27 protein-coding genes and 1 pseudogene are annotated in these 23,389 nt (G+C 62.7%); 23 read left to right on the top strand and 5 right to left on the bottom strand.

The window, feature by feature from the left end:
• Positions 1–107: 107 nt before the first annotated feature.
• The 16 genes and pseudogenes from HN018_RS28825 to HN018_RS23545 all read left to right on the top strand — a co-directional run bounded on the left by HN018_RS28825 (position 108) and on the right by HN018_RS23545 (position 14,478).
• Positions 108–779, top strand: a complete 672-nt coding sequence (locus HN018_RS28825) for a tyrosine-type recombinase/integrase (RefSeq protein ID WP_239479383.1) — start codon at positions 108–110, stop codon at positions 777–779.
• Entirely contained in the window at positions 773–1,687 is a 915-nt protein-coding gene (locus HN018_RS23615; protein ID WP_171833847.1) for a tyrosine-type recombinase/integrase, read from the top strand. Before HN018_RS28825 ends, HN018_RS23615 begins: the two co-directional genes overlap by 7 nt.
• Positions 1,684–2,688: a tyrosine-type recombinase/integrase gene (locus tag HN018_RS23610; protein ID WP_171833848.1), complete on the top strand. Its 1,005-nt coding sequence runs from the start codon at positions 1,684–1,686 to the stop codon at positions 2,686–2,688. The genes HN018_RS23615 and HN018_RS23610 overlap by 4 nt, the downstream gene beginning before the upstream one ends.
• Positions 2,689–2,814: 126 nt before the next feature.
• A pseudogene (locus tag HN018_RS23605) lies at positions 2,815–4,689 on the top strand (lactate dehydrogenase); the annotation flags it as partial.
• A gap of 230 nt (positions 4,690–4,919) precedes the next feature.
• Positions 4,920–6,665, top strand: coding sequence for a ParB/RepB/Spo0J family partition protein (locus HN018_RS23600; RefSeq protein WP_171833850.1), 1,746 nt, complete (start codon positions 4,920–4,922; stop codon positions 6,663–6,665).
• Between the two features lie 36 nt (positions 6,666–6,701).
• On the top strand, positions 6,702–7,097 hold the full coding sequence (locus HN018_RS23595) for a hypothetical protein (RefSeq protein ID WP_171833851.1): 396 nt from the start codon (positions 6,702–6,704) through the stop codon (positions 7,095–7,097).
• A gap of 208 nt (positions 7,098–7,305) precedes the next feature.
• A complete protein-coding gene (locus HN018_RS23590; protein ID WP_172443553.1) occupies positions 7,306–7,749 on the top strand; it encodes a VOC family protein in 444 nt (147 codons plus the stop codon).
• A gap of 126 nt (positions 7,750–7,875) precedes the next feature.
• Positions 7,876–8,883, top strand: coding sequence for a deazapurine DNA modification protein DpdA family protein (locus HN018_RS23585; protein ID WP_171833853.1), 1,008 nt, complete (start codon positions 7,876–7,878; stop codon positions 8,881–8,883).
• A 51-nt stretch (positions 8,884–8,934) separates the two neighbouring features.
• The gene (locus tag HN018_RS23580; protein WP_171833854.1) at positions 8,935–10,755 is read left to right on the top strand and encodes a DNA cytosine methyltransferase; all 1,821 of its coding nucleotides are present in this window, start codon (positions 8,935–8,937) and stop codon (positions 10,753–10,755) included.
• A 65-nt stretch (positions 10,756–10,820) separates the two neighbouring features.
• Positions 10,821–10,964, top strand: coding sequence for a hypothetical protein (locus tag HN018_RS23575; protein WP_171833855.1), 144 nt, complete (start codon positions 10,821–10,823; stop codon positions 10,962–10,964).
• 313 nt (positions 10,965–11,277) lie between these two features.
• Positions 11,278–11,457: a hypothetical protein gene (locus HN018_RS23570; RefSeq protein ID WP_171833856.1), complete on the top strand. Its 180-nt coding sequence runs from the start codon at positions 11,278–11,280 to the stop codon at positions 11,455–11,457.
• A 408-nt stretch (positions 11,458–11,865) separates the two neighbouring features.
• Positions 11,866–12,345, top strand: a complete 480-nt coding sequence (gene ssb / locus HN018_RS23565; RefSeq protein WP_171833857.1) for a single-stranded DNA-binding protein — start codon at positions 11,866–11,868, stop codon at positions 12,343–12,345.
• A 117-nt stretch (positions 12,346–12,462) separates the two neighbouring features.
• The gene (locus HN018_RS23560; protein ID WP_171833858.1) at positions 12,463–12,669 is read left to right on the top strand and encodes a hypothetical protein; all 207 of its coding nucleotides are present in this window, start codon (positions 12,463–12,465) and stop codon (positions 12,667–12,669) included.
• 323 nt (positions 12,670–12,992) lie between these two features.
• Entirely contained in the window at positions 12,993–13,277 is a 285-nt protein-coding gene (locus tag HN018_RS23555; RefSeq protein WP_171833859.1) for a hypothetical protein, read from the top strand.
• A 40-nt stretch (positions 13,278–13,317) separates the two neighbouring features.
• The gene (locus HN018_RS23550; protein ID WP_171833860.1) at positions 13,318–13,521 is read left to right on the top strand and encodes an antitoxin VbhA family protein; all 204 of its coding nucleotides are present in this window, start codon (positions 13,318–13,320) and stop codon (positions 13,519–13,521) included.
• The gene (locus tag HN018_RS23545; protein WP_171833861.1) at positions 13,522–14,478 is read left to right on the top strand and encodes a Fic family protein; all 957 of its coding nucleotides are present in this window, start codon (positions 13,522–13,524) and stop codon (positions 14,476–14,478) included. It abuts the gene before it with no gap.
• A gap of 3 nt (positions 14,479–14,481) precedes the next feature.
• Here HN018_RS23545 and HN018_RS23540 read toward each other — a convergent pair whose 3' ends face one another.
• A complete protein-coding gene (locus HN018_RS23540) occupies positions 14,482–15,201 on the bottom strand; it encodes an SOS response-associated peptidase (protein WP_171833862.1) in 720 nt (239 codons plus the stop codon).
• Positions 15,202–15,241: 40 nt separating this feature from the next.
• Positions 15,242–15,811 carry a hypothetical protein gene (locus tag HN018_RS23535; RefSeq protein WP_171833863.1) on the bottom strand — a complete coding sequence of 190 codons (570 nt, stop codon included), beginning with the start codon at positions 15,809–15,811 and terminating at the stop codon, positions 15,242–15,244.
• Between the two features lie 231 nt (positions 15,812–16,042).
• Here HN018_RS23535 and HN018_RS23530 point away from each other — a divergent pair, with 231 nt between their 5' ends.
• Positions 16,043–16,201, top strand: a complete 159-nt coding sequence (locus tag HN018_RS23530) for an AbrB/MazE/SpoVT family DNA-binding domain-containing protein (protein WP_171833864.1) — start codon at positions 16,043–16,045, stop codon at positions 16,199–16,201.
• Here HN018_RS23530 and HN018_RS23525 read toward each other — a convergent pair.
• A complete protein-coding gene (locus tag HN018_RS23525) occupies positions 16,198–17,508 on the bottom strand; it encodes a sugar-transfer associated ATP-grasp domain-containing protein (RefSeq protein WP_171833865.1) in 1,311 nt (436 codons plus the stop codon). The genes HN018_RS23530 and HN018_RS23525 overlap by 4 nt on opposite strands.
• Positions 17,509–17,529: 21 nt before the next feature.
• Between HN018_RS23525 and HN018_RS23520 the strand changes: the two genes are divergently transcribed.
• The 4 genes from HN018_RS23520 (at position 17,530) to HN018_RS23505 (ending at position 20,346) form a co-directional block, all read left to right on the top strand.
• Complete coding sequence (locus HN018_RS23520) at positions 17,530–18,360, top strand: ImuA family protein (RefSeq protein ID WP_171833866.1); 831 nt, start codon at positions 17,530–17,532, stop codon at positions 18,358–18,360.
• Complete coding sequence (locus tag HN018_RS23515) at positions 18,263–18,739, top strand: LexA family protein (RefSeq protein WP_239479382.1); 477 nt, start codon at positions 18,263–18,265, stop codon at positions 18,737–18,739. Before HN018_RS23520 ends, HN018_RS23515 begins: the two co-directional genes overlap by 98 nt.
• Entirely contained in the window at positions 18,700–20,010 is a 1,311-nt protein-coding gene (locus tag HN018_RS23510) for a Y-family DNA polymerase (RefSeq protein ID WP_338034029.1), read from the top strand. The genes HN018_RS23515 and HN018_RS23510 overlap by 40 nt, the downstream gene beginning before the upstream one ends.
• A 66-nt stretch (positions 20,011–20,076) precedes the next feature.
• Positions 20,077–20,346, top strand: a complete 270-nt coding sequence (locus HN018_RS23505; RefSeq protein WP_171833869.1) for an HU family DNA-binding protein — start codon at positions 20,077–20,079, stop codon at positions 20,344–20,346.
• Positions 20,347–20,562: 216 nt separating this feature from the next.
• Here the strand turns inward: HN018_RS23505 and HN018_RS23500 are convergent, their stop codons facing one another.
• Positions 20,563–21,126: a hypothetical protein gene (locus tag HN018_RS23500; protein ID WP_171833870.1), complete on the bottom strand. Its 564-nt coding sequence runs from the start codon at positions 21,124–21,126 to the stop codon at positions 20,563–20,565.
• 432 nt (positions 21,127–21,558) lie between these two features.
• Between HN018_RS23500 and HN018_RS23495 the strand changes: the two genes are divergently transcribed.
• Both HN018_RS23495 and HN018_RS23490 read left to right on the top strand, forming a co-directional pair.
• Positions 21,559–21,747 carry a hypothetical protein gene (locus HN018_RS23495; RefSeq protein ID WP_171833871.1) on the top strand — a complete coding sequence of 63 codons (189 nt, stop codon included), beginning with the start codon at positions 21,559–21,561 and terminating at the stop codon, positions 21,745–21,747.
• A 229-nt stretch (positions 21,748–21,976) separates the two neighbouring features.
• Entirely contained in the window at positions 21,977–22,750 is a 774-nt protein-coding gene (locus tag HN018_RS23490; RefSeq protein ID WP_171833872.1) for an abortive infection family protein, read from the top strand.
• On the opposite strand, the gene HN018_RS23485 is transcribed toward HN018_RS23490, so the two are convergent.
• On the bottom strand, positions 22,751–23,362 hold the full coding sequence (locus HN018_RS23485; RefSeq protein ID WP_239479381.1) for a TetR/AcrR family transcriptional regulator: 612 nt from the start codon (positions 23,360–23,362) through the stop codon (positions 22,751–22,753).
• Positions 23,363–23,389: the final 27 nt, after the last annotated feature.

Below are 23,389 nucleotides of genomic sequence, written 5' to 3'. Positions count from 1 at the left end.
TGCCTCTCCTGGGTCAGCCTTCAGATTTTGACGCTGGCAGCATCCGCAACACTATTAGCCACCGTCTCACTAAGGCACCCGGGTCTGCAGCTCTGGTTGTCACAATCATGCGTAGTTACCTGCGCTTTCTCATTTTCCGCGGAGAGTGTTCGGCTGCCCTTCTTCACGCAATCCCACCGGTCCGGCGGTATCAGTCGGGAACTTTGCCTCGCTATTTGGATACCCCGACAATTGAGAAGATCGTTGATTCCTGCGGAGCCGAGACGCCAGTACAAATCCGTGACAGGGCCATCATCCTCCTATTAGCGAGATTAGGTCTGCGTGCCGGCGATATCTGTCACCTACGGCTAAGCGATATCGACTGGAACCGCGGTTACATTCAAGTCAGCGGCAAGAGCAAACGACTAGATCGTTTGCCGCTTCCTCAGGATGCAGGCGACGCGGTGCTCGCGTATCTGGAGCAGGCGCGCCCTACGGTTGGGGAAGATCGGCTGTTCCTTCGCACGCTGGCACCATTCACACCATTCAAGTCTTCCGCCGAGATTTGCGGAATTGTATCTCGTGTATACAATCGAGCTGGTATTACGGGTTTGCCAACCGGGTCACATCTGTTTCGCCATTCCCTCGCTACACGAATGCTCCAATCCGGCGCTGGCTTAGAGTCAATCGGGACCATCCTAAGGCATCGTTCTCCGGCGACGACCGCCATTTATGCCAAGGTCAATGTCCCCATGCTGGAGAAAATCGCACAATCCTGGCCGGGAGAGGTGTCATGTTGAGTGATCAAATTTCACGGTACGTCGCTCTCCATCGTAACCTAGGGCGCAAATTTGCCGACCAGGAACGCATGCTTCAACTTTTTGCTAAATATGCCGAAGCTTTTGGCGATCAACACGTCGTCGCCATTCGGCTCTATGACTGGTGTAGTAAAGCACCTACGCAGAACGCGGCGAGGAATAGGTTTGATATGGTCCGTCGCTTCAGCCTCTACGCTCATTCCGAAGATCAAGGGCACCAGATTCCGGCGAGCGGCATGTTCGGTCAAGGTAGGCGACCACGGCCAACCCCACATATCATCGAACCAGAACAGCTGCGAGCGATAATGCAAGCAGCACTCAACTTCCCCTCCAAAGAGCTGATTACGCCATACACATACTATTATCTCTTCGGATTACTGGCAGCATCAGGCCTGCGAATTTCTGAGGCGCTCGCTATTCAGCGTAATGACCTGGTTGACGATGGCTTGATCATTCGAAACGGAAAGTTCGGCAAGCAACGCCTTCTTCCGCTTCAGGATTCTACTCGGCAGGCTTTGATAACCTATCTAGCGATAAAGGGCAGACTCGGTGCTGAGGGCGAGAATCTTTTTGTCCGGGCTAGGGGGCGAGCGCCTGATCGCTCCCGCGTCTGCTCCGTGTTCATCAGGCTAGCACGCATGCTTGGCTTTCGCGGACCAACTGGTACGCGAGGCATACGATTGCACGACTTGCGTCATACCTTTGCTGTTCGATCACTCGAGTCCTGTCCTTGCAACAGGGAAGCAATTTCTCATCACATGGTGGGCTTGAGTGCCTATCTCGGGCACGCCGACATCGCAAACACCTACTGGTATCTCGAGGCAACGCCTATTCTACTTCGAGAAATCGCTACCGTCGGAGAAAAGCTTTTTATTGGAGGCTTAGTGTGACAGCTCTCGCCCCTCATCTTTCCGCCTTCCTCCGGGATCATCTCCGCCGCGAGCGCAATGTCAGCCACCATACGATTGCAGCTTATGCGACATCCTTCGCACTCCTCGTTCGTTTTGCGGCCACCCGGCTCAAGCACCGTCCCAGCGACTTGACGATCGAGGAACTTGACCTCGATCTGATTGTGGCATTCCTCGAACACACGGAAACGGAACGAGGTAATAGTGCTCGTACACGCAACAGCCGGTTGGCCGCCATTCGCGCATTCTTCCGCTATACCGAATACCGTGTGCCAGCCTGCCTTGATCTAGCGCTTAGGGTTCGTTCCCTGCCGAGCAAGCGTACAGACCTTACCTTGATCGATTATCTGACCAGAGATGAGATCGTTGCAGTCTTGGATGCGCCGGACCCGCGATCCCGTCTAGGAATCCGTGACCGGGCCATGCTGCATCTCGCATATGCTGGCGGCCTGCGTGCCGCTGAACTCCTGTCGCTGCAGCTGCAGGACTTCCCAGAGCGTTCCCTTGCCACGGTACACATCATGGGAAAAGGCCGCCGCGAACGAATTCTACCGTTGTGGCGAGAAACACAGGTCGCGTTGCGCAGCTGGTTGACCGCAAGGCCTACGTGCCAGACGACCGAAATATTTCTCAACTCCAACGGACAGCCGATGACACGGGACGGGTTCGCGTTCAGGCTGGCGAAGCACGTGGCGACCGCGGCCCAGAAGCAACCAAGCCTATTGACCAAACGGGTCACACCACATGTGCTCCGACACTCCTGCGCGATGCATACGCTCGCCGCTACCGGTGACATTCGGAAAGTGGCACTTTGGCTAGGTCACGCTAGTTTGCAAAGTACCGAAGCATATTTGCGCGCTGATCCCGAAGAGAAGTTACAGATACTGGCGGTACATTCCACACCGGGGGTCAAGCCGGGTCGGTTCAAACCACCCACCGATCCTTTGGTTGCAATGCTCGATGACGCTCGGAAGCGAGCGTAGCTCGGGGAGCGAGGTGCCTTCAGTTTTTCATCGGCTTTAATTATCTGGAGTAAGTTCGTGTCTTTTATTTGAAAAGACACGAACTTATTTGGCGTCCTCTACATAAATATCTGCTGCAGATAATTTGTGTTATGTCGAGCTCGACATAATACCAACACCCTGGCGGAGATGTTCACGCTGCAGCGTTTCATGCAGCCGGACACGCTCGGCGAGCGCGGGCTGCATGAGTTCGACGCCTGGGCCGCGACCTTCGGCGACAGCAAGACCGAGTTGGAGTTACAGCCGTCGGGCACCTACAAGCCCGTCACCCGGTTTGCCGAGTTCGTCAACGTGGCCGACCTGATGGCAATGTTCCGCTCCTTCGCCGATGTAGTGTCGAAGACCGACCTGCGCGGTTATCTGAAACTGCCGCGTATCGAAGGCGGGCAGCGACAGATCATCACCGCCGAGCCCAGCCGCACCTTCAAATGGTATCAGCGTGTGCTGGCGCGACGCATCAAGCAGATCGAGGAGCGTAAACGCCGCCCCGAGAAAGGCGACGATATCCTGCTCTCCGTCATCACTGACGGCCGCCATGCCGCGATCGACCTGCGGTTCGTGCTGGAAGGCTACCAGGACGAGGAAGCCAACAAGCTGAACGCGCTCGTCGCCAAGGTGCATGCGGTGTGGCGGGATAATCGCGACATCCTCTACATCCGGCCGGACGGCACGCCGTTCCCGATCCGCGGTGCGGCGCAGATGATCTTCTCCGATCTCGGCACGCTGAACGTGGAAGCACGCCGCGGCTTCTCCGCCTATCGCTGGATCCGCGACAGCCTGGTGGCGCGCGGCATCCCGGCCGAGCAGATCGCTTATATGCAGGATTACAAGAAGTCGGCCGCCAAGCAGCGCCTGTTCGCCGACGTGAATGCCGGCCGCATCACCGTGCTGATCGGCTCGTCGGAGACCATGGGCACCGGCGTCAACGCTCAACTCCGCTTGAAGGCGTTGCACCACCTCGATGTGCCGTGGCTGCCGAGCCAGATCGAGCAGCGCGACGGTCGCATCGAGCGCCAGGGCAATCAGAACGAGGAGATCGGCGTCTATGCCTACGCCACGCTCGGCAGCACCGACGCCACCATGTGGCAGAACAACGAGCGCAAGCAGCGCTTCATCAATGCCGCCCTGTCCGGTGACCGCTCGGTGCGCCGCATCGAGGATGCCGGTTCACAGGTCAGCCAGTTCGCCATGGCCAAGGCCATCGCGTCTGGCGACCCGCGCCTGATGCAAAAGGCCGGGCTGGAAGCCGAGATCGCCCGCCTGCAGCGGCAGGAATCCGCTCATTTCGACGATCAGCACGCGGTGCGTAGCCAGTTGGCCGCAGCCAGGCGGGCGATGACCACCTCCGAACGCCGGATCGGCGAGATCGAGCGGGATATCGCTACCCGCACGCCGACCAAGGGCGACCTGTTCGCCATGACGGTGAACAAGACCAGCTACACCGAGCGGTCGAAGGCCGGCGGCGCGCTTCTCAATCTGCTGCGCAACCTCGACGTCGAGCAGAAGCAGGGCGAGTGGGTGGTGGCCAGCCTTGGCGGGTTCCGGGTGTCGGCACAGGTGGTGAAGACCTGGCGCAGCAAGGAGCTGCAGGTGCTGGTGACACTCGACCGCACCGGGGAAGAGACCGAGATCCCGTTCTCGGCCGACCTGACCGCCCTGGGGCTGATCTCGCGGCTGGAGCATGCGCTCGACCACTTCGACGCCGAACTGGCCGAACACCGCCGCAACATCGTCGAGAACACCCGCCGGGTGGCGGATTACGAGCCCCGCATCGGCGGCGGTTTTGCTCTGGCGGCCGAGCTTGCCAGCAAGTCGGCGGACATGGCGGCACTCGAGGTCAGCCTCGCTGCCACGGCGGAACAGGCCGACGCGGATGCCGATGACCTCGACGGTATCATGCCGAGGCTGCGCGGATCCTCCTGTGACGCCGAACTGGAAGACGAGGATCCAGAGGCAGCCTGAAGACGCGAATTGAATGACGAGAGGGCTCGCAGGCCGGGTTCTCCGTCAACGCTTCGCGCCATCGCCCGCTACAGCAGCCCGGCCCCGCTGACACGCAACCCGCTCACGCGGGCCGCGCGCGGCACGGAGCAGGGCCGCCCGCCCGCAATGGTGTCGGAGAAACCCGTCCCGCGTGCGCGGGAGGGGTCTTCCAGAAAATGGAGGACGGCAACCCACAGGAGCACACCCGCATGGAACTCAGGACCGTCGATCCCCGCAAGCTGAAAGCCAACCCGAACAACCCGCGCCGCTCGAGCGCCGGCGAGTTTCTCGACGCCCAGATGGCCGCCTCGATCAAGTCAATCGGGCTGGTGCAGCCGCCACTGGTCAAGGAGGACGGCAAGAAGCTCATCATCATCGCCGGTCATCGCCGCGTGGCCGGCTGCATCGCCGCCGGGCTGCCAGAGATCCAGGTGCTGGTGCAGCCGGAGGCCGACACTACCATCGATCCGATGCGCGCCGTCTCTGAGAACCTCGTGCGCGCCGAAATGGGCCAGGTGGACAGGTGGCGCAGTATGGAAGCCCTATCCGCGGCCGGCTGGAACGACGCCGCGATCGCCGAGGCGCTCGGCATGTCGCCGCGCAACATCGCCCAGGCTCGGCTGCTGGCCAACATCTGCCCGGCGATGCTGGACCAGATGGCCAAGAACGACCTGCCGGATCAGCGCGAACTGCGCGTGATCGCCAGCGCCACCAAGGAGGAACAGACGGAAGTCTGGAAGCGCTTCAAGCCGAAGCGCGGCCATGAGGCGTCGTGGGGCGAGATCACTCACGCGCTCAGCAAGGTTCGCTTGCCGGCCAAGAACGCCAAGTTCGGCGAGGCCGAAGCGCAGGCGTTCGGCATCCTCTGGGAGGAAGACCTGTTCGCACCGGCCGACGAGGACAGCCGCAGCACCACCCAGGTCGATGCCTTCCTGGCGGCGCAGACCGCTTGGCTGGAAGCCAATCTCGGCGAAGGCGACTGCATCATCGAGATGGACGAGTATTACCGTCCCAAGCTGCCGCGCGGCGCGCAGCAGCATTATGGGCGGGCTGGCGACGGAGTGTTCACCGCGCACTACATCGAGGCGCGCAGCGGCATCATCCGCGAAACGCACTACACCATGCCGGCGAGCCGGACAGGATCGTCCGGTCAGGCCGCAGACAATGAACCCGTCCGCAAGCCGCGTCCCGACCTGACCGCCAAGGGTGCGGCCATGGTCGGCGACCTGCGCACCGACGCGCTGCATCAGGCGCTGCGTGAGCAGCCGGTCGACGACGACCAGCTGATCGCCATGCTGGTCATGGCCCTGGCGGGCCGCAACGTCACCGTGTTGAGCGGCGTCACCGGGCGTCACCGTGCCAGCCACCTGGCGGTGCTGGCCGAGACGCTCACCGAGGGCGGCGTCCTCACCCGCGACCTGACCACGATCCGCCATGCCGCCCGCGAAACCCTGGTCGAGGTGCTGTCCTGCCGGGAGAACCACTCCGCCAGCGGCATGGTTGCCCGCTACGCCGGCACCGCGATCGACGCCGACGTCTTCCTGCCGAACATGGCGACCGAGGAGTTCCTGCCCGCCCTGTCACGCGGCGCTTTGGAGAAATGCGCGGTCGCGAACGACATCGCGCCGCAGGGCCGGGTGAAAGACACCCGCGCCGCCGTGGTCGCGCGCTTTGCGTCCGGGACATTCATCTATCCGGACGCCCGCTTTGCACCCACGGCTGCCGAGCTGGAAGCGCGGCGCAACCCCGCCAGCCTTATCGGGGGTGACGATGAGGCTGACGTCTTGGAGGATGGTGAGACCGCCGAGGGCCTGGAAATGGCGGAACATGATCCGGACGATGCGCGAGCCGGGCCGGATGATGCGAACGATGAGGGCGGCGAGATCGACGGCTCCCTGGCCGCCGCCACACTCGATGAAGCCGCTTACGCGGAGCGGACCGCACACGCCGGGTAGCCACTCAACCTGAGACATCGCTCGCGGTCCGGCACCGTGCGCCGGACCGTCTTCATCGACCTCATCAAGGACATTCCCGAAATGATCGCCATGTCACCGGCACAAGACTTGAACGCGAGCCGTCATGGTTCGCGCTATCACGCCCGCCTCGAACGCGAGGCCCTGGCTTATGGCGCCGCGACACGCCGCGCCCGCGCCCGCGCCATTGAAGACGATATCGACCATGCCTGCGAAATCGCCGCCCTCGGCGGCCATCGCCGTCTGTCTGTTCTAAACAGGGCCGCATGGGACAAGCGCGCCTGGGCGCGTTACCTCGCCGAAGCGGTGCGCCAGGCTCATGCCCACTGCACTGAACTGGATGGTCTGCGCCAGGAAGCCGCCCAGCTCGAACGGCTTGCACGGATCAACGGTACGACCCGTGAAACAGATTGAAGACCAGGACAGGGAATATAGAGAAAGGGAATAACACCACGGCCGGATCATCGGACGCAAAGGGTGGGTCCGAGCCGCCGCTGCGCTAGGCGGCGGCGGTCCCGCGGCAAGCGCCGCGCCTTTGCATCCGCTGCCCGTCCGCGGTCGCCGGGAGAGGTCTTCCAAGCAGATGGAGGACGGAACCCGGAGACGCCAGATGCCATTCACGTTGCCGCCCGCCACCATCCGCGCCCTGCGCGAGCCGGTGCTGACCGCCGCCGACTTCACCCCGATGAAGTTCACCCCGGCTGACACCAAAGCCTGGTTCGCGAATCACTTTCTGCGTTTCTTATCCTCTGACTTTCCGAAACATCACTTCACCCTGCGGTTCTATCGCCAGGTGATGCATACGTTCGGGCACATCGCGCATTATAACGCCGCCGGCTACTGGGCCGAGTTCTTCACCAGCACGACGGGCAAGATCGAGTTCATCGAGCAGGCCGTTCATCACCCCTGCTACGGCGATCCGACACACACCTTCAGCGACGTCGAGCGCGAGATCGCGCGTCGGCTGCGGCAGGTGAGGCTGCTCGACCTCTACCGCGAGCGCGGTCAGGCCGATCGCCGACGCTGCGGAGCGGGCCGAGTTCACGCGCTTGAAAGCCCGGTTTGAGCCCGGCGAGATGGTGGCGCTTCTGCCGGTCCCGATCTCGCCGCCCGCCACCCCTGCAAGCCGGGGCGGCCGGAAGGCCGCGCCTGTGGAGCAACTCGCCTTTGCGATCAGTTGAGGGGTTTGGTGATGAGCCATTCCCTCACCTTCCTGCTCGGGCTTCCCGTCCTCACGGACGGGCCGCTCTGGCAGGCGGCAAAAGCGCTGGACGCGCCCGTCCTGATCAGCGCCAACGCCTTGTCGCTCTGGCGACAGGATGGCCCGGGCTTGCGGCAATGGCTGTGCTTCGACCGGCGGAAGCTACATCTGGCCTGGCAGCACCCGGTATATCTGGACAGTGGCGGCTTCGTCAACGCGGTCCTGTACCGTGGCTATCCCTGGACCGTCACGCACTACATGGACCTGTGCGAAGCAGCACCATGGCAGTGGTTCGCCAGCGCCGATATGTGCGTCGAACCAGAGGTGGCGCAGAACCGCACAGAGGTGTTCGACCGCATCTCCGGCACCGCCCGATTGAACCGGGAGTGCCTGATCGAGGCGCGGCAGCGTGGCATCGCCGATCGCTTCACCCCGGTCTTGCAGGGTTGGCACCCGCACGACTATCTCCGCTGCCTGGACCGGATGCCGGACATTTCAGGATTCCCCATCCTGGGGGTCGGCAGCATGTGCCGCCGCCACGTCGAAGGCGATACCGGCATCCTGCGCGTGGTCGACGTGCTCGATCGCGCCCTCGGATCTTCACCCGTCCGGCTTCATCTGTTCGGCCTGAAGACGACCGGAATGGCCGAGCTGAGCGGCCACCCCAGGATCGCCAGCGTGGACTCCCAGGCGTATGGCGTCGCCGCCCGCAAAGCCGCCCACCAGGGCGGTTTTTCCAAGAGCAATGCTTACCTCGCTCGGGTGATGACCGGCTGGTATCGCCAGCAGCAGGCGATCCTCGCCCGGCCTGCCATGCCGTTCCGATCGCCGCTGCATCCCGTCGCCTTTGCTCCGGGCGACGACCCGGGGCCTTTACCTCCCGCCTTGGCGGCTCGGCTCGCCGAGACGGCTGAAGAGCTTCGCGCCCTCTACGAGGCCGGCGAAATCGAGTGGACCGATTTGACCCCGAGCCGGGTCTGGGAAGCCGCTTTCGCCTGACGCCTTCCGCAAACTTCGTAACCGCTTTCCCCAAACAACTGGAGCACCCTCATGCACATCAGCACCCCGGATCACCGGACGATCAAGCACGCCCATCTGTTTTGCGGCCTGGGCGGCGGCGCCCGGGGCTTCAACCGGGCGACGGCCCGGGTCGGTTCGATAGAGGCCGATTTCCGCTGCCTTGGCGGCATCGACGTCGATGCCGCCGCCATCCGTGACTTCTCCCGCTTGGCCGGCGTACCGGGCACTTGCCTCGATCTGTTCGATCGCGAGCAATATGTCGCGTTCCATGGCTGCGAGCCGCCAGCCGACTGGCGGGAAGCGACCACGGCCGACATTCATGCGGCCTTCGGCCATGAGAACCCGGACATCGTGTTCCTGTCGGCGCCCTGCAAAGGTTTCAGCGGGCTGTTGTCGGAAACCAAGAGCAAGACCGCCAAGTATCAGGCGCTGAACCGCCTTACGTTGCGCGGTGTGTGGCTGACGCTGGAAGCCTACGCGCACACGACACCGATCCCGCTGATTCTGTTCGAGAACGTGCCCCGGATCGCCACGCGCGGCAGAGCGCTGCTCGACCGCATCACCGCGCTGCTGCGGTCGTACGGCTACGCCGTCGCCGAGACCACGCACGACTGTGGCGAATTGGGCGGGCTGGCGCAGAGCCGAAAGCGTTTCCTGCTCGTTGCGCGGCACATGGCGAGCGTACCGCCCTTCCTCTACGAGCCGCCCAAGCGGGCGCTGCACGGCGTCGGCGACGTACTCGGTCGCCTGCTGCTTCCCGGCGATTTGCGCGCTGGGCCGACGCACCGGGTGCCATCGCTGCAGTGGCAGACCTGGGTGCGGCTGGCCTTTGTAAAGGCAGGATCGGACTGGCGCAGCCTCGCGCAGCTACGGGTAGAGGACGGCAAACTGGCGGATTACGCCCTGGCACCCGAGACGTCATGGCATGGCGGCGCACTCGGGGTGACGCCGTGGGACGAGGCATCCGGCACCGTAACCGCGGGCGGCCGGGTCGGGCAGGGTGCCTTCAGCGTCGCCGATCCGCGCCGCGAGGAAGGTCGGGCCGAGTTCGGCCAGTATGGCGTGAAGACCTGGGACCAACCCTCCCAGGTCGTCATCGGCAAGGCTGCGGTTGGAGCGGGGCAGTTCGCCGTGGCCGACCCACGCCATGCCGGAGCACCGAAATTCAACAACATTTATAAGGTCGTGCCATGGTCCGCGACCGGGCCGACCGTGACCGGCGGCAAGGATCTGGCTGTCGCCGATCCCCGCGCTCGCGAGGCGATGTTCCACAACGCTTATCGCACCGTGCCGTGGCAAGCCCCGTCCCAGGCGATCACCGGGCAACACGCGCCGACGAATGGCGCGATGTGCGTTGCCGACCCCCGGCCCGGGCTCGATCGCGGCAAGGGCGATGACTGGTATGGCGGCGGGCATTTCGGCGTTCTGCCCTGGACAGGATCGAGTGGCGCCGTCTCTGCCGCGGCTGGCTACGACAACGGCCATTGGTCCGTTGCCGATCCGCGATTGCCCGGGCAATCCGATCGGCTCGTCGCCGTCATCCAGGCTTTGGACGGCACCTGGCACCGCCCATTCACCACCTTGGAGCTGGCGGCGCTGCAGTCGCTCGTCGATCCCGAGGAGCATTTGGAGCTCGAAGGCTTATCCGATGCCGGATGGAGAGAGCGGATCGGCAACGCCGTGCCGCCCGACGCGGCCCAAGCGATCGCCGAGACGATGGGGCGCACACTACTGATGGCCTGGAGCGGCACCGGTTTTATGTTGTCCAACCTGCCGATCTGGGTTCAGCCCATGGCTGTGGCTCTTAGCGTAAAACAACCAGGTGAATTGCCGAGCAACGACGCGCGTTGAATGAATGCAGCGTAACCGGGTAGATCAAGCACGGAAATTATTCCAAGTGCTGGGACCGCGATAGAATGATGAAGTCCGAGACTTGGGTTGATGAGATCCAGCAAACCGTCACCTTTGTCATCGAGCCTAACGAGTGGCGCAAGTATTACGAAGCCAAGCTGGCGCCTCTCGACGCGATCGCGCAGCATCTGGCCGACGAGGAAATCTGAAGTCTTCCCTCCATGCCCACGATGAAATGACACCGCCCTAACATATCTAGTGCCTTTCCGGCTGGGCTCGATCCCGGCCGGGGCACCCGTTACCGCGAGCCAAACCACACCCTTTGCTGGGTCTGCAAGTTTGAAACCGAGCGTTCAGCCGCCTCAAAGGGTGGCTCCTCGCCGTGCTCGCCATGCTCGGCCGCAAGCCGCCTGCGCGTGGCTCCGCTCGCCTCCGGTGCCGCGCAAGCGCGCCTTTGACCCGGCCGAACCCTGATTTCCTCGCTGTTCATCAGCAATGACGCTGGCAACGCAGGAGCATCCCATGACCGAAACAAGCCGCCAGGCGATCCGCACCCTGACCGAACTGGCAACCCGCCGCGACGCCCCTGCCTTCTACGACGCCTACCGCGCCGCCCTCAACGACAGCCAAATCGCCTACGACATCCGCCCCCGGCTTCCCTCCTGGTCCTGGGAAGCCGCCTACACCGCCTTTGCCGCCTGAGCGACCGCCGGCCCGCCAGGGCCGGCCTTTCGGCATGCTCGTGCCTTGCTCATGCGCTGCCGAACGCTCCGGGATTTTGCGGGGAATGACATGACAGGACAGTGGGTAAAGGACCTGACCGAGATTGAAGAGATATGGAATTGAAATGGAGAGGAATGAATCGGAGAGATGGATCGGAGCACCCTGTGTCGACACGTCCTCTCGGGTTTGCTGCGGCCTGAACCGAACCGTCCCGCGCCGCAACGGGTGGGTCCTCGCCATGCTCGCTGCGCTTGTGCGTGGCTTTGGTCCCGCGCCCAAGAGCGCGCCATTGCGCCGCGGGCCGGCCCGGTTCCCAGGGGCCGCACCCGAAAGGACGTGCCGACACTGGGTCGAACCGCCTTTTGAGGAGAGATGAGGAATACGACAATGGCCGGTAGCGTGAACAAGGTGACTTTGCTGGGCCGTCTGGGCAAAGACCCGGAGGTTCGTAACAGCCAGGCAGGCAGCAAGATCGTGAGCTTCAGCCTCGCGACCAGCGACCAGTGGACCGACAAGGCCTCGGGCGAACGCCAGGAGCGCACCGAGTGGCACCGCGTGGTGATCTTCAACGAGCAGCTGGCAAGCATTGCCGAACGGTTTCTGCTCAAGGGCAGCATGGTCTATCTCGAGGGCGCGCTGCAGACCCGCAAATGGACCGACAATGCCGGCGTCGAGCGCTACAGCACCGAGATCGTGCTGGCACGATTCCGTGGGGAACTGACCCTGCTGGGCGATGCACGCGGTAACGGCGAGGAAGCCCGGCCGGCGCAGCGCCGCCGCGAACCCGCTGCGGCGGGTGCCACAGGCGGCGGCCTGGGCGGCGGCGATCTCGATGACGACATACCGTTTGCGGCGTGCTGGCAGTAGCCGCGGCTTGATAGCCTAGCCGGCCGTCCCCCGGGGGCGGCCGGTAACCTCATTCCCACCCTTTTCTGTGCGCCCGCCGGCTTCGCCGTGCGGGCTGCGGTGAGTCCGGAGCTGTTTATGGAGATGACCATCCAACGCCTGTCCGAGGCCGGCGTCCTCGACGCCGTCTGCCAGTGGCGCAATGCCGCGATAAACCTGCGCGAAGCCGCCACCGGCGGCCACCTTCATTCCAGCCAACGGGCCACCCTGATGCGGGAAGCCGAAGCGGCCGACCGCCAGGCCGATTGGTGGTCGGACTGCCACGCCCAGGAGTTTCCGGCATGACCGCCGCGCATCAGCGAACCGAAACGGCGCTGTCCGTCTCGTACAGCGCCAGCAGTAACGGTGCGAATAGGTAAAACTCGTTCGCACCGAAGCATAGATAAGTAATAGATGACGCTCACGCTTTTCTTACCTTAATTGACCGCAAGCATAGAGTTGTGCCTTGTACTTTTGCGCCAAGTCGTTAAAGTAATACTTGTTCCACACCAAGCAGCAAGGCGCAAATGATGCACCGCTCCCCAACACAATGCCGCTCAACAAAGCACCGCTCGCCTCGCACAGCGACCCGCGCACCCGCCCCCGTCGTTGAACCGGAGACCGCCCCCATGCCGATCTTCACCATCAGGCTTGTTGAACGGACCACTGAGCAAGGCTCCGCCGACTTCAGAATGCAGGCGGCAACAGCCGCCGATGCTGCCAGCCTGGTGGCCAGTGCGCACGATCGATGCCTGGAAAGTGGAAGTGGAATGGTGATGCTTGCCGACGGTCAGACCAAGTTCATCGAAGTCGAAACCGTGATCGCCCGGTCACGCAGCCTGCTGCTGCTGGACGATCAGGGCCGCGAAATCCAGGAAATTCCCATTGTTGAAGCACCTAGCCGTCCACAGTAGCCACCACCCGGTGTATACTGCCCAAACCCAGGAGACAGTGATGGATCAGATTACACCCTCCGCCCACCTCATCTCGGACGACGAGCGCCGCCGTCGCCAGAAGGCGATCGACTATGCCCGCGGCAGTGTCCGCCTCGAGGGTTTCACCCTCGACCCGGACATCGAGGCCCTTAATCAACGCTACGTGGCCGGCGAATTGTCCCGCGCCGAGCTGACCGCGGCGATCAAGCACGCCGTGGGCTGAATGGCGGCGGATCCTGCCGTCGAACGGCGCGAAGGCGCACTTACCGCCAACCGCATCGGCGAACTTGCCGAAACCCCGATCCGCGGCGCATTCGACGTGGACCACCTCAAGGCGATCCACGCCTACATCTTCCAGGACCTCCCGCATCATCGCCCAGGCGAGATGCGCAGCGACACCTCCGGCTGGAGCAAGTTCCGGGCGCTGGAGGGCCAAGTCAGCGTGCATGAAGTCCACTACGCCCACGATCATATCGAGCAGCGCGCAGCAACCATCCTGCGCGATCTTGGTGGTCCGGCCGCCATCACCGGCTTAGCGCCGGATGCTTTCACCTCTCGCATGGCACGACTTTATGGCGATCTCGATCACGTGCATTCGTTCCATGAAGGTAATAGCCGCACGCTGCGGGAACTGACCCGTTCGCTCGCGCAGGAAGCCGGCTATGACCTCAACTGGACGTCCAGCAGCGTCGATGCCGCTGAACGCAACCGGCTTTATGTAGCACGCGATATCGCCGTGCTCGAGCGCGCCTTTCCAGGTCTGACGCCACAACGCGGCATGGAGACGAACAATCGCGCGGAGTTTGAAGCCTCGCTTGCGCTGCCGGCTCTCCGGCGTGCACCAGGCGCATCGCTCGAGGCCATCATCCGCGAGGGCCTGACCCCGATCACCCCGGTGCAACAAGAGTCCACACCCGCGATCGAGGCATCAGCCGTAGCAGCACCGGCAGGAAAGCCATTGGGCATAGCCGGCATGGCCCTCGCTGCCCTGTCACGCCACCAAGCCGCGATCGATGGGTCTGCTGCGCCCGCGCCGTATACGTCGGTTGCCGATCGAACCCATTTGCCGCCGCCTTCCACGTCTTCTCTTCCGATTGCCCCTGCTGGAAAATCAGTCACCGAAGCCGCACCGGAACGAAAATCGGCAGAGTATCGCCCCAGCCGAGATCCAAGCCCCTGATCTCTAGGCCGGGTTGGCCCCAGCGGGGGCGCCGCTTGGCGGCGGCGCATCCGGCGCTTGCAGGGGAGCCAACAACTCAGGACCGTTGTTGCGGACCGCATTCACGGCTGTGCTGATCGGCCATAGCTTCAGCACATCCTCATCCGCCGAGCGCAGCAGCGTCGCCGGATCGCCTTCGGTTTCTCCCAGCCACAGCGGCCAGTCGGCCGGTTGCAAGACAACCGGCATTCGGTCATGCACCGTTCCCATAAGCTCGTTACTCGATGTCGTCAGAAGACAGAACGTCCGTATTATTTCTCCGGACGCCTCCTTAAATCCTTCCCATAACCCGGCCAGGGCAAGCGGCGAGCCGTCGGCACGCGCAATCGCAAAGGGCTGCTTTGGCTGTTTTTCCGGTCGTCGCCACTCGTAGAACGCCTCCATCACGACGATGGCCCGCCGCTTTGCAAAAGCGCCCCGAAAGGTCGGCAGCTGGGCTACCGTCTCGGCGCGGGCGTTGATCGGCCGCCTCGCGTGGTCGGGATCCTTGGTCCAAGCCGGGAGCAGGCCCCATTTCAGCGCATCAAGGTGGCGTTCCGCCGTTTCGGGATGACGACGCACCACCAACGCTTGTTGGGTCGGCGCGGTGTTCCAATTCGAACCGAGGTTCGGTACCGCGTTGCTGGTCGCAAAGAGCTTTGCGACCAGCTCTGGCGGGATGGTGCTGGCGAAGCGGCCACACATCGCTCAGGAAGCCCCGTTCACCAGCACCACCGTGTACCCTTCAGGCTGACCTTCGATCTGGGAAGAACAGCGCCTCGGCTGCGGCCTGCAGGTCGAAGGGTGTCCATGTCTCACCGCGTAGAGCCATCCCGATTGCCCGAGCCGCACCTTCGGCTTCCTCGGCTCGCACATGCGCCTTGACCAGCAAACGCGCCGCGTCCGTGGTCAGGCGTTCCGCCCGCTCTTCCATCGGCGCCAGCCAGTAGCCGCCGTCCGTCTGGGCATTGACCAAACGCTGTTGCACTTCGCTGGCAACGAGTGCTGCGTCATGGGCGACCCGGCACGCCTGGACGCCACGCACCACGATTGGCGCCAGCAAGCCTTCCAGTTCTGTCCGACGCTCGCAGCCAGGCTCCGGCCTGACGTGGTTCACCACATAGTCGGCCATCTCGGCATCGGCCACGTCCCGAACGTCATGACCCGGATAATCGAGATCGAAACTCTCGACCAGCTGCAGTACCTCGCGCACGTCCGGGGCGATGTCCCGCAAAAGATCAAGCGTCGGACAAGCACGACGCTCGACCGGAAAGCGGACGACGTTGCTTGTGCCAGCCACTAATTCGATACGCATCTTTACTCTCCTCTTCTGCGCGGCACGCTACGCGCTAATCTCGACGGTAACAAGCTAAATCGTTGATAACAAACACATTTCTTTGTCACGCAATTCCGAGTGCATCTGGTGGAGCAAGCGTGCGGCAAGGAGGCGCGTGGTTAAGTCAATGTGCGACTGACCAAGCAGCACCGCGTTACGCCTTCGACAACCGTGCCGTCAGACCAGCTCAGATACTCATGGGGATAAACAATGTTCGAGGACGTGGATCAGTTCGAGGCAGTCGTCGGCGCCGATGGCAGCATCACTGTGCCGAAGCTGCTCCTGGAACGGCAACGATGGGCCCCCGGCACGCGACTGCTGATCGAGGAAACCGACGACGGGATCTTGATCACCACCGGTCCGGCCTAATCACGGCGTATAGCTTCGCGCAGGCGGCCGAGCCGCCGCTGCGCTTTGCTTTTCTGATACGCGTTCATGCGTAAATGCGCCGCGTACCGTTCGTCGAGCACGCCATACCCATAGGCCAGCTGCGCCAGATTGAGATCGCCGCCCCAGTTCACCTCGAGCAACACCGGCCCGTTATCCGTCAACGCCACGTCCCAGGACTGCGTTCGCACCCCGGGGAAGGTTCTGGCCGCCCGTTGCACCACATCCAGCAGTTGCGGCCAATCGGGCAGCACGGCACCCACCAGCCGCTTGCCCGTCTCCGGATGGTCGAAGTCGACCTCCATTTCCATGCCGGTTCCCCGCACCACGCGTTCGGTCGTGCCCGTTCCGACGTTGACTGCAGCGATCATGTTGCCGGGGCGCCAGAAGTTATCCGCCACGTTGCCGGGTGCCGGGATCTTGGCCACGGCCCGGGTGACCTGCGGCCCATCGTCCGTCAGGAGGACGAGCAATCGGATCGACCACAGTCGATCGCCGAAATCTCGGGCGATGCTCACCGCCGGCCGGAGCCGGCGCTGGATCAACATGCCGCCGTCGTCGGCCGTCAGGTCGGCAGCAAGGTCCGTGATGCTGCAATCTGTGCCATCGCCAAGGTAGGCCCTCGCCCGCGTATCCAGGCGGTCGGCGCTGATCGCGCCGAGGCTATAAATGCCGGCGATCGGCTTGGCGAAGAACGGGTACAGCGCCGGGTCGCGAAGCACGCTCGCCGTCGCTTCGACGGTCGCCAGAGCCGGCTTGCCGACAGCCTCCCGGCTAGAATGGACCACGGCCAGCAGCTCAGGCACCGGCAGGCCGGCACCTGTGGCTGCCGCGTGGAACAAGAGCTTGTCCTGGGTCACGGCGTACCAAGCATGGTCGTTACAGGCCAAGTGGATCCCATGCAGAGCCGTCTTGCCGACGTAGCGAGTCTTCTCTTTCAGCGATAACGGCCGGTCCCACAGACGGTAATAGAAGTACTCCGCCATGGTCAGCTGACCGGGACCACGACGCAGCGCAATGACTTCGCGCAGCATCGTCGTGAAACGCTTGCCGGCGAACAACGCCGCGCGGGCATTGCCGGCGACATCGACCCAAGGCACCGCATCGAGCGATGCCCGGCTTGGGGATGAAGCCGTGACGGAAACGGATGCTGACATGACGATCTCCAGGGTGCCTGCCCTGGTCGTAGCGTCCAGCGGTGCGAACGAAGGTCTTTCTTCCAACTGCGGCGGCCTGGAACGACCAAGGATTTTGGGTCGGATCACGCCCGCGACGATCTTGGTTGGCAAAGGCCTTCAGATGTTCCTATTATGTTCTCATTGAACCGGCTTTCAACCATCAGGGTGATCAACGTGCCGGAATTAGTGTCGATCGGCGCGCTACGCGCCCAGATCGCCCGGCTTGAAGGCCACTGGCCTGCCGCCAGCGCCGAGCGGGAGCCGAGACTGACCTTCGGCCAGCCCGATATCGACGAGGCAATTCCCGGCCATGGGTTGATGGTGGGGGCACTGCACGAGTTCATCGGCGCCGGAGCCGACACGGAATTCGGCGCCTTTCCAGCGCAGTTGATCGCAGCCTTGGCCGGGCGCCTGCCAGGGCCGGTGCTCTGGATCGTCGATCGAACCCTACCCTTTGCCGCAGGCCTGGCGGGCTGCGGGCTTTGCCCGGACCGCATCATCTTCGCGCAGGCCGGCAAAGCTGTGCTCGGCGTGATGGAGGATGGCCTGCGGCATGGTGGCCTGGCGGCTGTAGTCGGCGAGGTCTCCGGCCGCTTTAGTCTTACGACTTCACGCCGGCTGCAGCTAGCGGCGGAGGGCGCGGGCGTCACCGCCTTCGCGCTGCGCCGCAGCCAGATCCATGACGACCCGGCTTTGCGCGAGCCGTCCGCCGCGCTCACGCGCTGGCGCATCGTCGCAACCCTGTCACCGCCGCCTATCCCAAGTGCCCCCGAAGTCCCCGGCCTGAGCCGACCGCGTTGGCGCCTGGAACTGCAGCGTGCGCGTGGCGGCTTGCCGCGGACGTGGTTGGTGGATGCCCCAGGACATGACGGCCAACTCGACGTGGTTGCTCAGCGATCTGCCGCCGCTTCGCCGCAGCAGCATCAGCCGTTCCACACGTCTCGTCATGCCCAGGTTGCCTGACGTGGCCCGGGAGTACGACGGCGGCAATACCACGGGCTTCGTCAGCCCCGCCGGTGACAGCCTGGAAGGGCCGATCGACCTGTCCGAGGTCCTCGACCTGCGCCGTCCCCATCGCTACCCGGTGCGGGTCAAGGGCGACGCCCTGCTCGAACGCGGCATCCAGCACGGTGATATCCTGATCGCCGACGCGGCGGCTTCGCCGGCCGCCGGCCAGGTTGTCATCGCCATGATCCACGGCGACGTGCTGGTATGTCAGCTGGCTTATCGCTGCGGTCAGTGGTGGCTCAAGCCGAGTGGCGCGGACAAAGAGCCGCAGCCTGTCGCGGACGAGGCTGAGATATGGGCCGTTGTCGCCGCCCTGGTCCGAACCAGCGTGTAGGCACTATGCCGATATTCGGACTTATCGACGGCAACTCGTTTTACTGTTCCTGCGAAGCCGCCTTCGATCCCACCTTGTTTGGACAGGCTGTTGTGGTGCTGTCTAACAATGATGGCTGCGCCATCGCGCGCTCGGCTGGCGCCAAAGCGCTTGGGATCAAGATGGGTGATCCTTGGCATCTCGTTCGCTCGAAACGCGAACTCTGTGGCGTGCATTGGTTCTCTTCGAATTACCCGCTGTACGCCGATCTCTCTCGACGGATTTATCAGGTCCTGACCGACCGCGTTCCGCGTGTCGAACCTTACAGCATCGACGAGATGTTTCTGGACCTGACCGCCCTGCCCGGCAACCTCTTCGAGCGCTGCCGGCAGATCCGCGCCGATGTGCTGCGCATCGCAAAAATCCCGACCTGTCTTGGCTGGGGGCCAACCAAGACCATCGCCAAACTCGCCAACAGTATTGCCAAGCATGAACCCGGCTTGCTCGGCCTGTGCGATCTGACCAACCCTGCCGTACGCGCAGCCTATTATGCGCGCCTGCCTGCCGCCGAGGTTTGGGGCATCGGCAGCCGCACCGCCGAGAAGCTCGAGCGGGCCGGGGTGACGACCATCGCCGACTTCGTGGCGATGGACTCGAAAACCTTGCGCGATCTCCTCACCGTCGTCGGCGCCAGGATCCAGGCTGAACTTCTCGGTGTCTCATGCCTGCCGCTCAGCCTTATGGCGCCGACCCGCAAGGGGATCGCCGTCACTCGCAGTTTCGGGCATCCGGTAACGACGTGGCAGGAGCTACGCGAAGCCGTCGCCGCCTACGCTTCGCGGGCGGGCGAGAAGCTCCGCACCGAGGGCCTCCAAGCCTGCCATATGGCTGTGTTCCTGCAGACCAACCCGCACAAGCCAGACGAGAACTGGCATTCCGGCCAGCGCGCCGGCCGGATCGAGCCGACATCGGACAGCATGACCCTGATCCGCGAAGCCCTGCGTATGCTCCGCCCGCTCTGGCGCGGCGGACATCGCTACTTCAAGGCTGGTGTGATCCTCAGCGACCTGGTGCTGGCGCGTGACCAGCCGGCTATGCTGTTTGCCGTCACCGATCCGGTGAAATCGGCCAAGATCATGACCGCGCTCGATGCCGTCAACGCGCGCTATGGCCGCGGCACCCTGCGGCCGCTCGCGACCGGCATCGAACGCACCTGGTCGACCCGCCATGATCGCCTGTCCCCGCGCTATACGACGTCCCTCAAGGAAATGCTCGTTGCCACGGCATGGTAGACGAGTACGATTCCGTGCGTTGCGCCCAGAGCTGGGCTTATTGATCCACACTGTCGAGGTTGCACCGTGAGCAAAGCCTTTATCGCCGAGATCATTCAGGACTCGACCGGCTGCACCGGCGTCGTCGCCACTGCAGCAGCGGGCGACCTGATCGCCGCCATCGTCGGCGCCATCAAAAAGGATGGAGGGTTTACCCTCCCGTCCTTCGGTACCGTTCGCGTCGCCAAAACCAAGGCCCGCAAAGCTCTTAATCCACGCACCGGCGGGCCGGTGAAGGTAAAGGCCGGCAAGACCGTCCGCTTCAAGGCCAGCCCAACCCTCAAGAAAACGGTATGACCATGGAACCTGATTCCCAGCCAAACCAAACCCACACCTGTTTTGTGTGCGGTAAGGATGCCGGCTTTGGCTTTACCACCCGCACCGATGACGTCTGGACCTGCCTTGCGCACCGTAGCGAAGGCGATAAACGCCTGGTCGCGCCAAGCATGGCGCGACCTGATCGTGCCAATCCTGTCCGTGGCACCAGCGGCCCCTGGAGTACGAGTTGAAACGCTAATGCCCCATGAAGGACGGTAGGTGATCACCCGGCCCAGGTAGCCGCGCCATGGGCCGTATCGAGTTTGTCGTGTTCAGCTGCGCTGGCTTCGTGAACGCATACGTCCCGCGCATGTAGCCGAACATTGCGTCAGGATCGTCGAAACCAGCACGTGGACCGTAAATCACCCAGCGCTTTTCCGCCGCCTCTCGGGTAAAATACGGGTTACCGGCAAGCTGATAGTTGTGCGTTGCGATCTGGTTATCTTTGTAAGCCAGATAGTCCAGCGCCAGGCACATACGCGTGTTTTGTATACCGTAGATGCCCTGTATCGAACCGTTGCCTGTAGTCATATAGCAGCTTTGGACATCACTGCTGACCCGGCTCGGATCGTGCCATGACAGGTCGGCGGCATATTCGTTGCCGATGTCCGTCATCGTGGCTCGATAGTTCGGCGTCGGATCGGAATTCGAGATGACAGGATGCGTGCCACTGTAGCCGGCCTGGCCAGGCGTGGACGGCACCGTACAACCCGCCAGCATAAGCAGGGCACCAACCGAAGCGGCCAAACACGTTTTCATGTTACCTCCCAAACCACCTTAGGCTGACAGCTTGGCGTCCGGCGGCGCGAACGGGAACCGCAACTGCCCGCATTTTACGCTCTCAGCACCTCCCAATCGCGTGAGCACGATCAAGTGCCGTCGCCTCCTAGCATCGGCAGCTTGGCGAAGGTCAGACTTGTAGAGCCATCGAGCCGGCCATCGAGGCTGCTGCAAACGCTCGAAGCCACGACACAGGCGAAGCCGCCCATGCGAACGGTCAACAGCCAGCCATGTCTCCTGAAAGCGATGAACGAAAATCTAGTCTGCGAGGGCTACGGCACCGCGGCAGGGTCAACAACCCGGCAAGCCGGGTGCTCCACGCTGTTGCGCCCCTACGGGTGCAAACCCCGCCTTAGCGGTGCCGTCTTTAGCCCGCGCGATTTTCGCACATCCCATCCAGGAGACACTCAAATGACCGTATCCAAAACCATCCGCGCCCTGCTCGTTCACCTGCGTCGCACCGTCGAGCGCACCCTCCACCGCGTTACCGTCGCCAGCGCCACGTTGGCCATCAGCTTCCCACCTTTTGTCAAGCTGGAGATCAAGACCGAACCGAAGAAGGCGAAGCCGGCTCATCGCCGGCCCCGCCAGGTGGCCTGACGGCCATGGCCGAGCCCGCCTTCATGGCGGGCTCGGCTAACGCCTTGCTTGCAGGCTGGCGGAGAGCGTGCCCCTGCGCGAACTCCGGAGCAACGCGCACGGCTAGATGCCGGCATAGCCCGAATCAGTCAGCGCTCTGACCAGGCAACAACTTGACACTAGGTGGGTCGGGAACCCTCATCACCCTAAAGCTCACGTTCGAGCATCCAGCCTAAGGACACCCGCTATCATGAGTACATTGAAGCCCGGAGAGCTTCGCATTATCGAGCGCGTCCTGCGCATGGGTGAAGGCTATGTGCTCGATTTCTCAAACAAGACATTTGCAGAGTTTTTCGATGCTGAAATGGGCGTTGATATCGATGCAAATGTCTGGACCGAAAACGGAACTTCGAAAGCCAATCGCCTTCGCTGTTACCTACAGGTGGCCGACGCTTCAAAAGCCGCCAAGGTGCTCCGGGCACTCGATGACTATCGAACCAGTATCAGTTTTCAGCCACTCAATGAAGACGGCGAACTACTAGCGAAATTCAGAATGATTGTCGAGGGGTTAGAGCCGGATGGTCACGGGATCGATTTAGAGCCTATCAAGCAGTTGAAACAGGATGAGACTCTAGGAGAACTGATTGCGTCGATCCAAAGAGAAATTCAGGCCGATAAGCCTCAGGTTGCCTTAGACCGACTGCACACTTACTGCATGAAGCGATTTGCTCACCTGATAGTTGAGGACGATCCTTCCGTTACCCCGGGCGATTCACTCAGCACTAGAGTTGGCCAATATATGAACGCCCTAAAACAGCAAGCTAAAGAACATCACCCGGTGTCGTACTCAATCATGAAGAGCTTTGGTCCCATATTCGACCAGTTCAATGATATTAGAAATAAGCGCACATTCGCACACGATAACAGTCTTATAGATAAGGCCGAGGCTCGATTTGTGTTCGAGTCTGTTTGCAACACTCTGCGATTTATTAACTCCACTGCTACACTGCCATTCGGCAGCTAACTATCGCTGCTTCCTGCTTGGTCGCTCAGCTTTCGTGTCTTGCTGTGTGAGGAGTTCGAGCACCTCTCGAGCAGATGCCACGATCTCTGCAGATAAGCCGGGGTCTAGTTCCTCAGTCGCCCGCGCCATAGCAACGCTTCCAGCTAATGCCGAAATCAGCAGCAGGGCGCGCTTTCTGGCAACTTTTCGGTCGTCCCCGGGCAGGGCGTCCTGCATGAGCCGAACCATGTCTATGAAGCCATTCTTGAAGACTTCCTTTACCTCCGGCTCCTGTCGGCTGACCTCCGAGGCGTACGCCGCCATCGGACACCCGTCGCCAGCATTGGCGATGTGCTCGGGCTGAAGGTATTGGTTAATGTAAGCCGCAGCGTCGCTACCGGTTTGGCCGCGCCGATCAACCCATGCATCAAGCCCGTTTTCGAAGGAGCGATGGCACGCCTCAGCTGCCAATGCACTTTTCGACGCAAACTGACCGTAGAGCGCACCTTGAGTTAGGCCCGCTCTGGCACTGATCTCTGCGACGCCCGTCCCATCAAAACCGCCTTCCTGAAGAAGCTTCGCCGCTGCGGCGATCAAGGCAGTGCGGTGCTCAGCGGCCTTTTCCTTGGTCACTCTCAAGCCAAGTCTCCTCGAATTCGG

Origin of the sequence: Lichenicola cladoniae (assembly GCF_013201075.1) — a bacterium.
Classification (GTDB): domain Bacteria; phylum Pseudomonadota; class Alphaproteobacteria; order Acetobacterales; family Acetobacteraceae; genus Lichenicola; species Lichenicola cladoniae.
Note: the sequence above shows the minus strand (reverse complement) of the source record. Positions and strands in the feature narration are given on the sequence as shown.

Bases quoted from the DNA above. Each gene is read 5' to 3' on its own strand.
- HN018_RS28825 (WP_239479383.1), top strand. From the start codon at position 108: ATGCGTAGTTACCTGCGCTTTCTCATTTTCCGCGGAGAGTGTTCGGCT.
- HN018_RS23615 (WP_171833847.1), top strand. From the start codon at position 773: ATGTTGAGTGATCAAATTTCACGGTACGTCGCTCTCCATCGTAACCTA.
- HN018_RS23600 (WP_171833850.1), top strand. From the start codon at position 4,920: ATGGAACTCAGGACCGTCGATCCCCGCAAGCTGAAAGCCAACCCGAAC.
- HN018_RS23585 (WP_171833853.1), top strand. From the start codon at position 7,876: ATGAGCCATTCCCTCACCTTCCTGCTCGGGCTTCCCGTCCTCACGGAC.
- HN018_RS23580 (WP_171833854.1), top strand. From the start codon at position 8,935: ATGCACATCAGCACCCCGGATCACCGGACGATCAAGCACGCCCATCTG.
- HN018_RS23575 (WP_171833855.1), top strand. From the start codon at position 10,821: ATGATGAAGTCCGAGACTTGGGTTGATGAGATCCAGCAAACCGTCACC.
- HN018_RS23570 (WP_171833856.1), top strand. From the start codon at position 11,278: ATGACCGAAACAAGCCGCCAGGCGATCCGCACCCTGACCGAACTGGCA.
- ssb (WP_171833857.1), top strand. From the start codon at position 11,866: ATGGCCGGTAGCGTGAACAAGGTGACTTTGCTGGGCCGTCTGGGCAAA.
- HN018_RS23560 (WP_171833858.1), top strand. From the start codon at position 12,463: ATGGAGATGACCATCCAACGCCTGTCCGAGGCCGGCGTCCTCGACGCC.
- HN018_RS23555 (WP_171833859.1), top strand. From the start codon at position 12,993: ATGCCGATCTTCACCATCAGGCTTGTTGAACGGACCACTGAGCAAGGC.
- HN018_RS23550 (WP_171833860.1), top strand. From the start codon at position 13,318: ATGGATCAGATTACACCCTCCGCCCACCTCATCTCGGACGACGAGCGC.
- HN018_RS23545 (WP_171833861.1), top strand. From the start codon at position 13,522: ATGGCGGCGGATCCTGCCGTCGAACGGCGCGAAGGCGCACTTACCGCC.
- HN018_RS23540 (WP_171833862.1), bottom strand. From the start codon at position 15,201: ATGTGTGGCCGCTTCGCCAGCACCATCCCGCCAGAGCTGGTCGCAAAG.
- HN018_RS23535 (WP_171833863.1), bottom strand. From the start codon at position 15,811: ATGCGTATCGAATTAGTGGCTGGCACAAGCAACGTCGTCCGCTTTCCG.
- HN018_RS23530 (WP_171833864.1), top strand. From the start codon at position 16,043: ATGTTCGAGGACGTGGATCAGTTCGAGGCAGTCGTCGGCGCCGATGGC.
- HN018_RS23520 (WP_171833866.1), top strand. From the start codon at position 17,530: ATGTTCTCATTGAACCGGCTTTCAACCATCAGGGTGATCAACGTGCCG.
- HN018_RS23515 (WP_239479382.1), top strand. From the start codon at position 18,263: ATGACGGCCAACTCGACGTGGTTGCTCAGCGATCTGCCGCCGCTTCGC.
- HN018_RS23510 (WP_338034029.1), top strand. From the start codon at position 18,700: ATGGGCCGTTGTCGCCGCCCTGGTCCGAACCAGCGTGTAGGCACTATG.
- HN018_RS23500 (WP_171833870.1), bottom strand. From the start codon at position 21,126: ATGAAAACGTGTTTGGCCGCTTCGGTTGGTGCCCTGCTTATGCTGGCG.
- HN018_RS23495 (WP_171833871.1), top strand. From the start codon at position 21,559: ATGACCGTATCCAAAACCATCCGCGCCCTGCTCGTTCACCTGCGTCGC.
- HN018_RS23490 (WP_171833872.1), top strand. From the start codon at position 21,977: ATGAGTACATTGAAGCCCGGAGAGCTTCGCATTATCGAGCGCGTCCTG.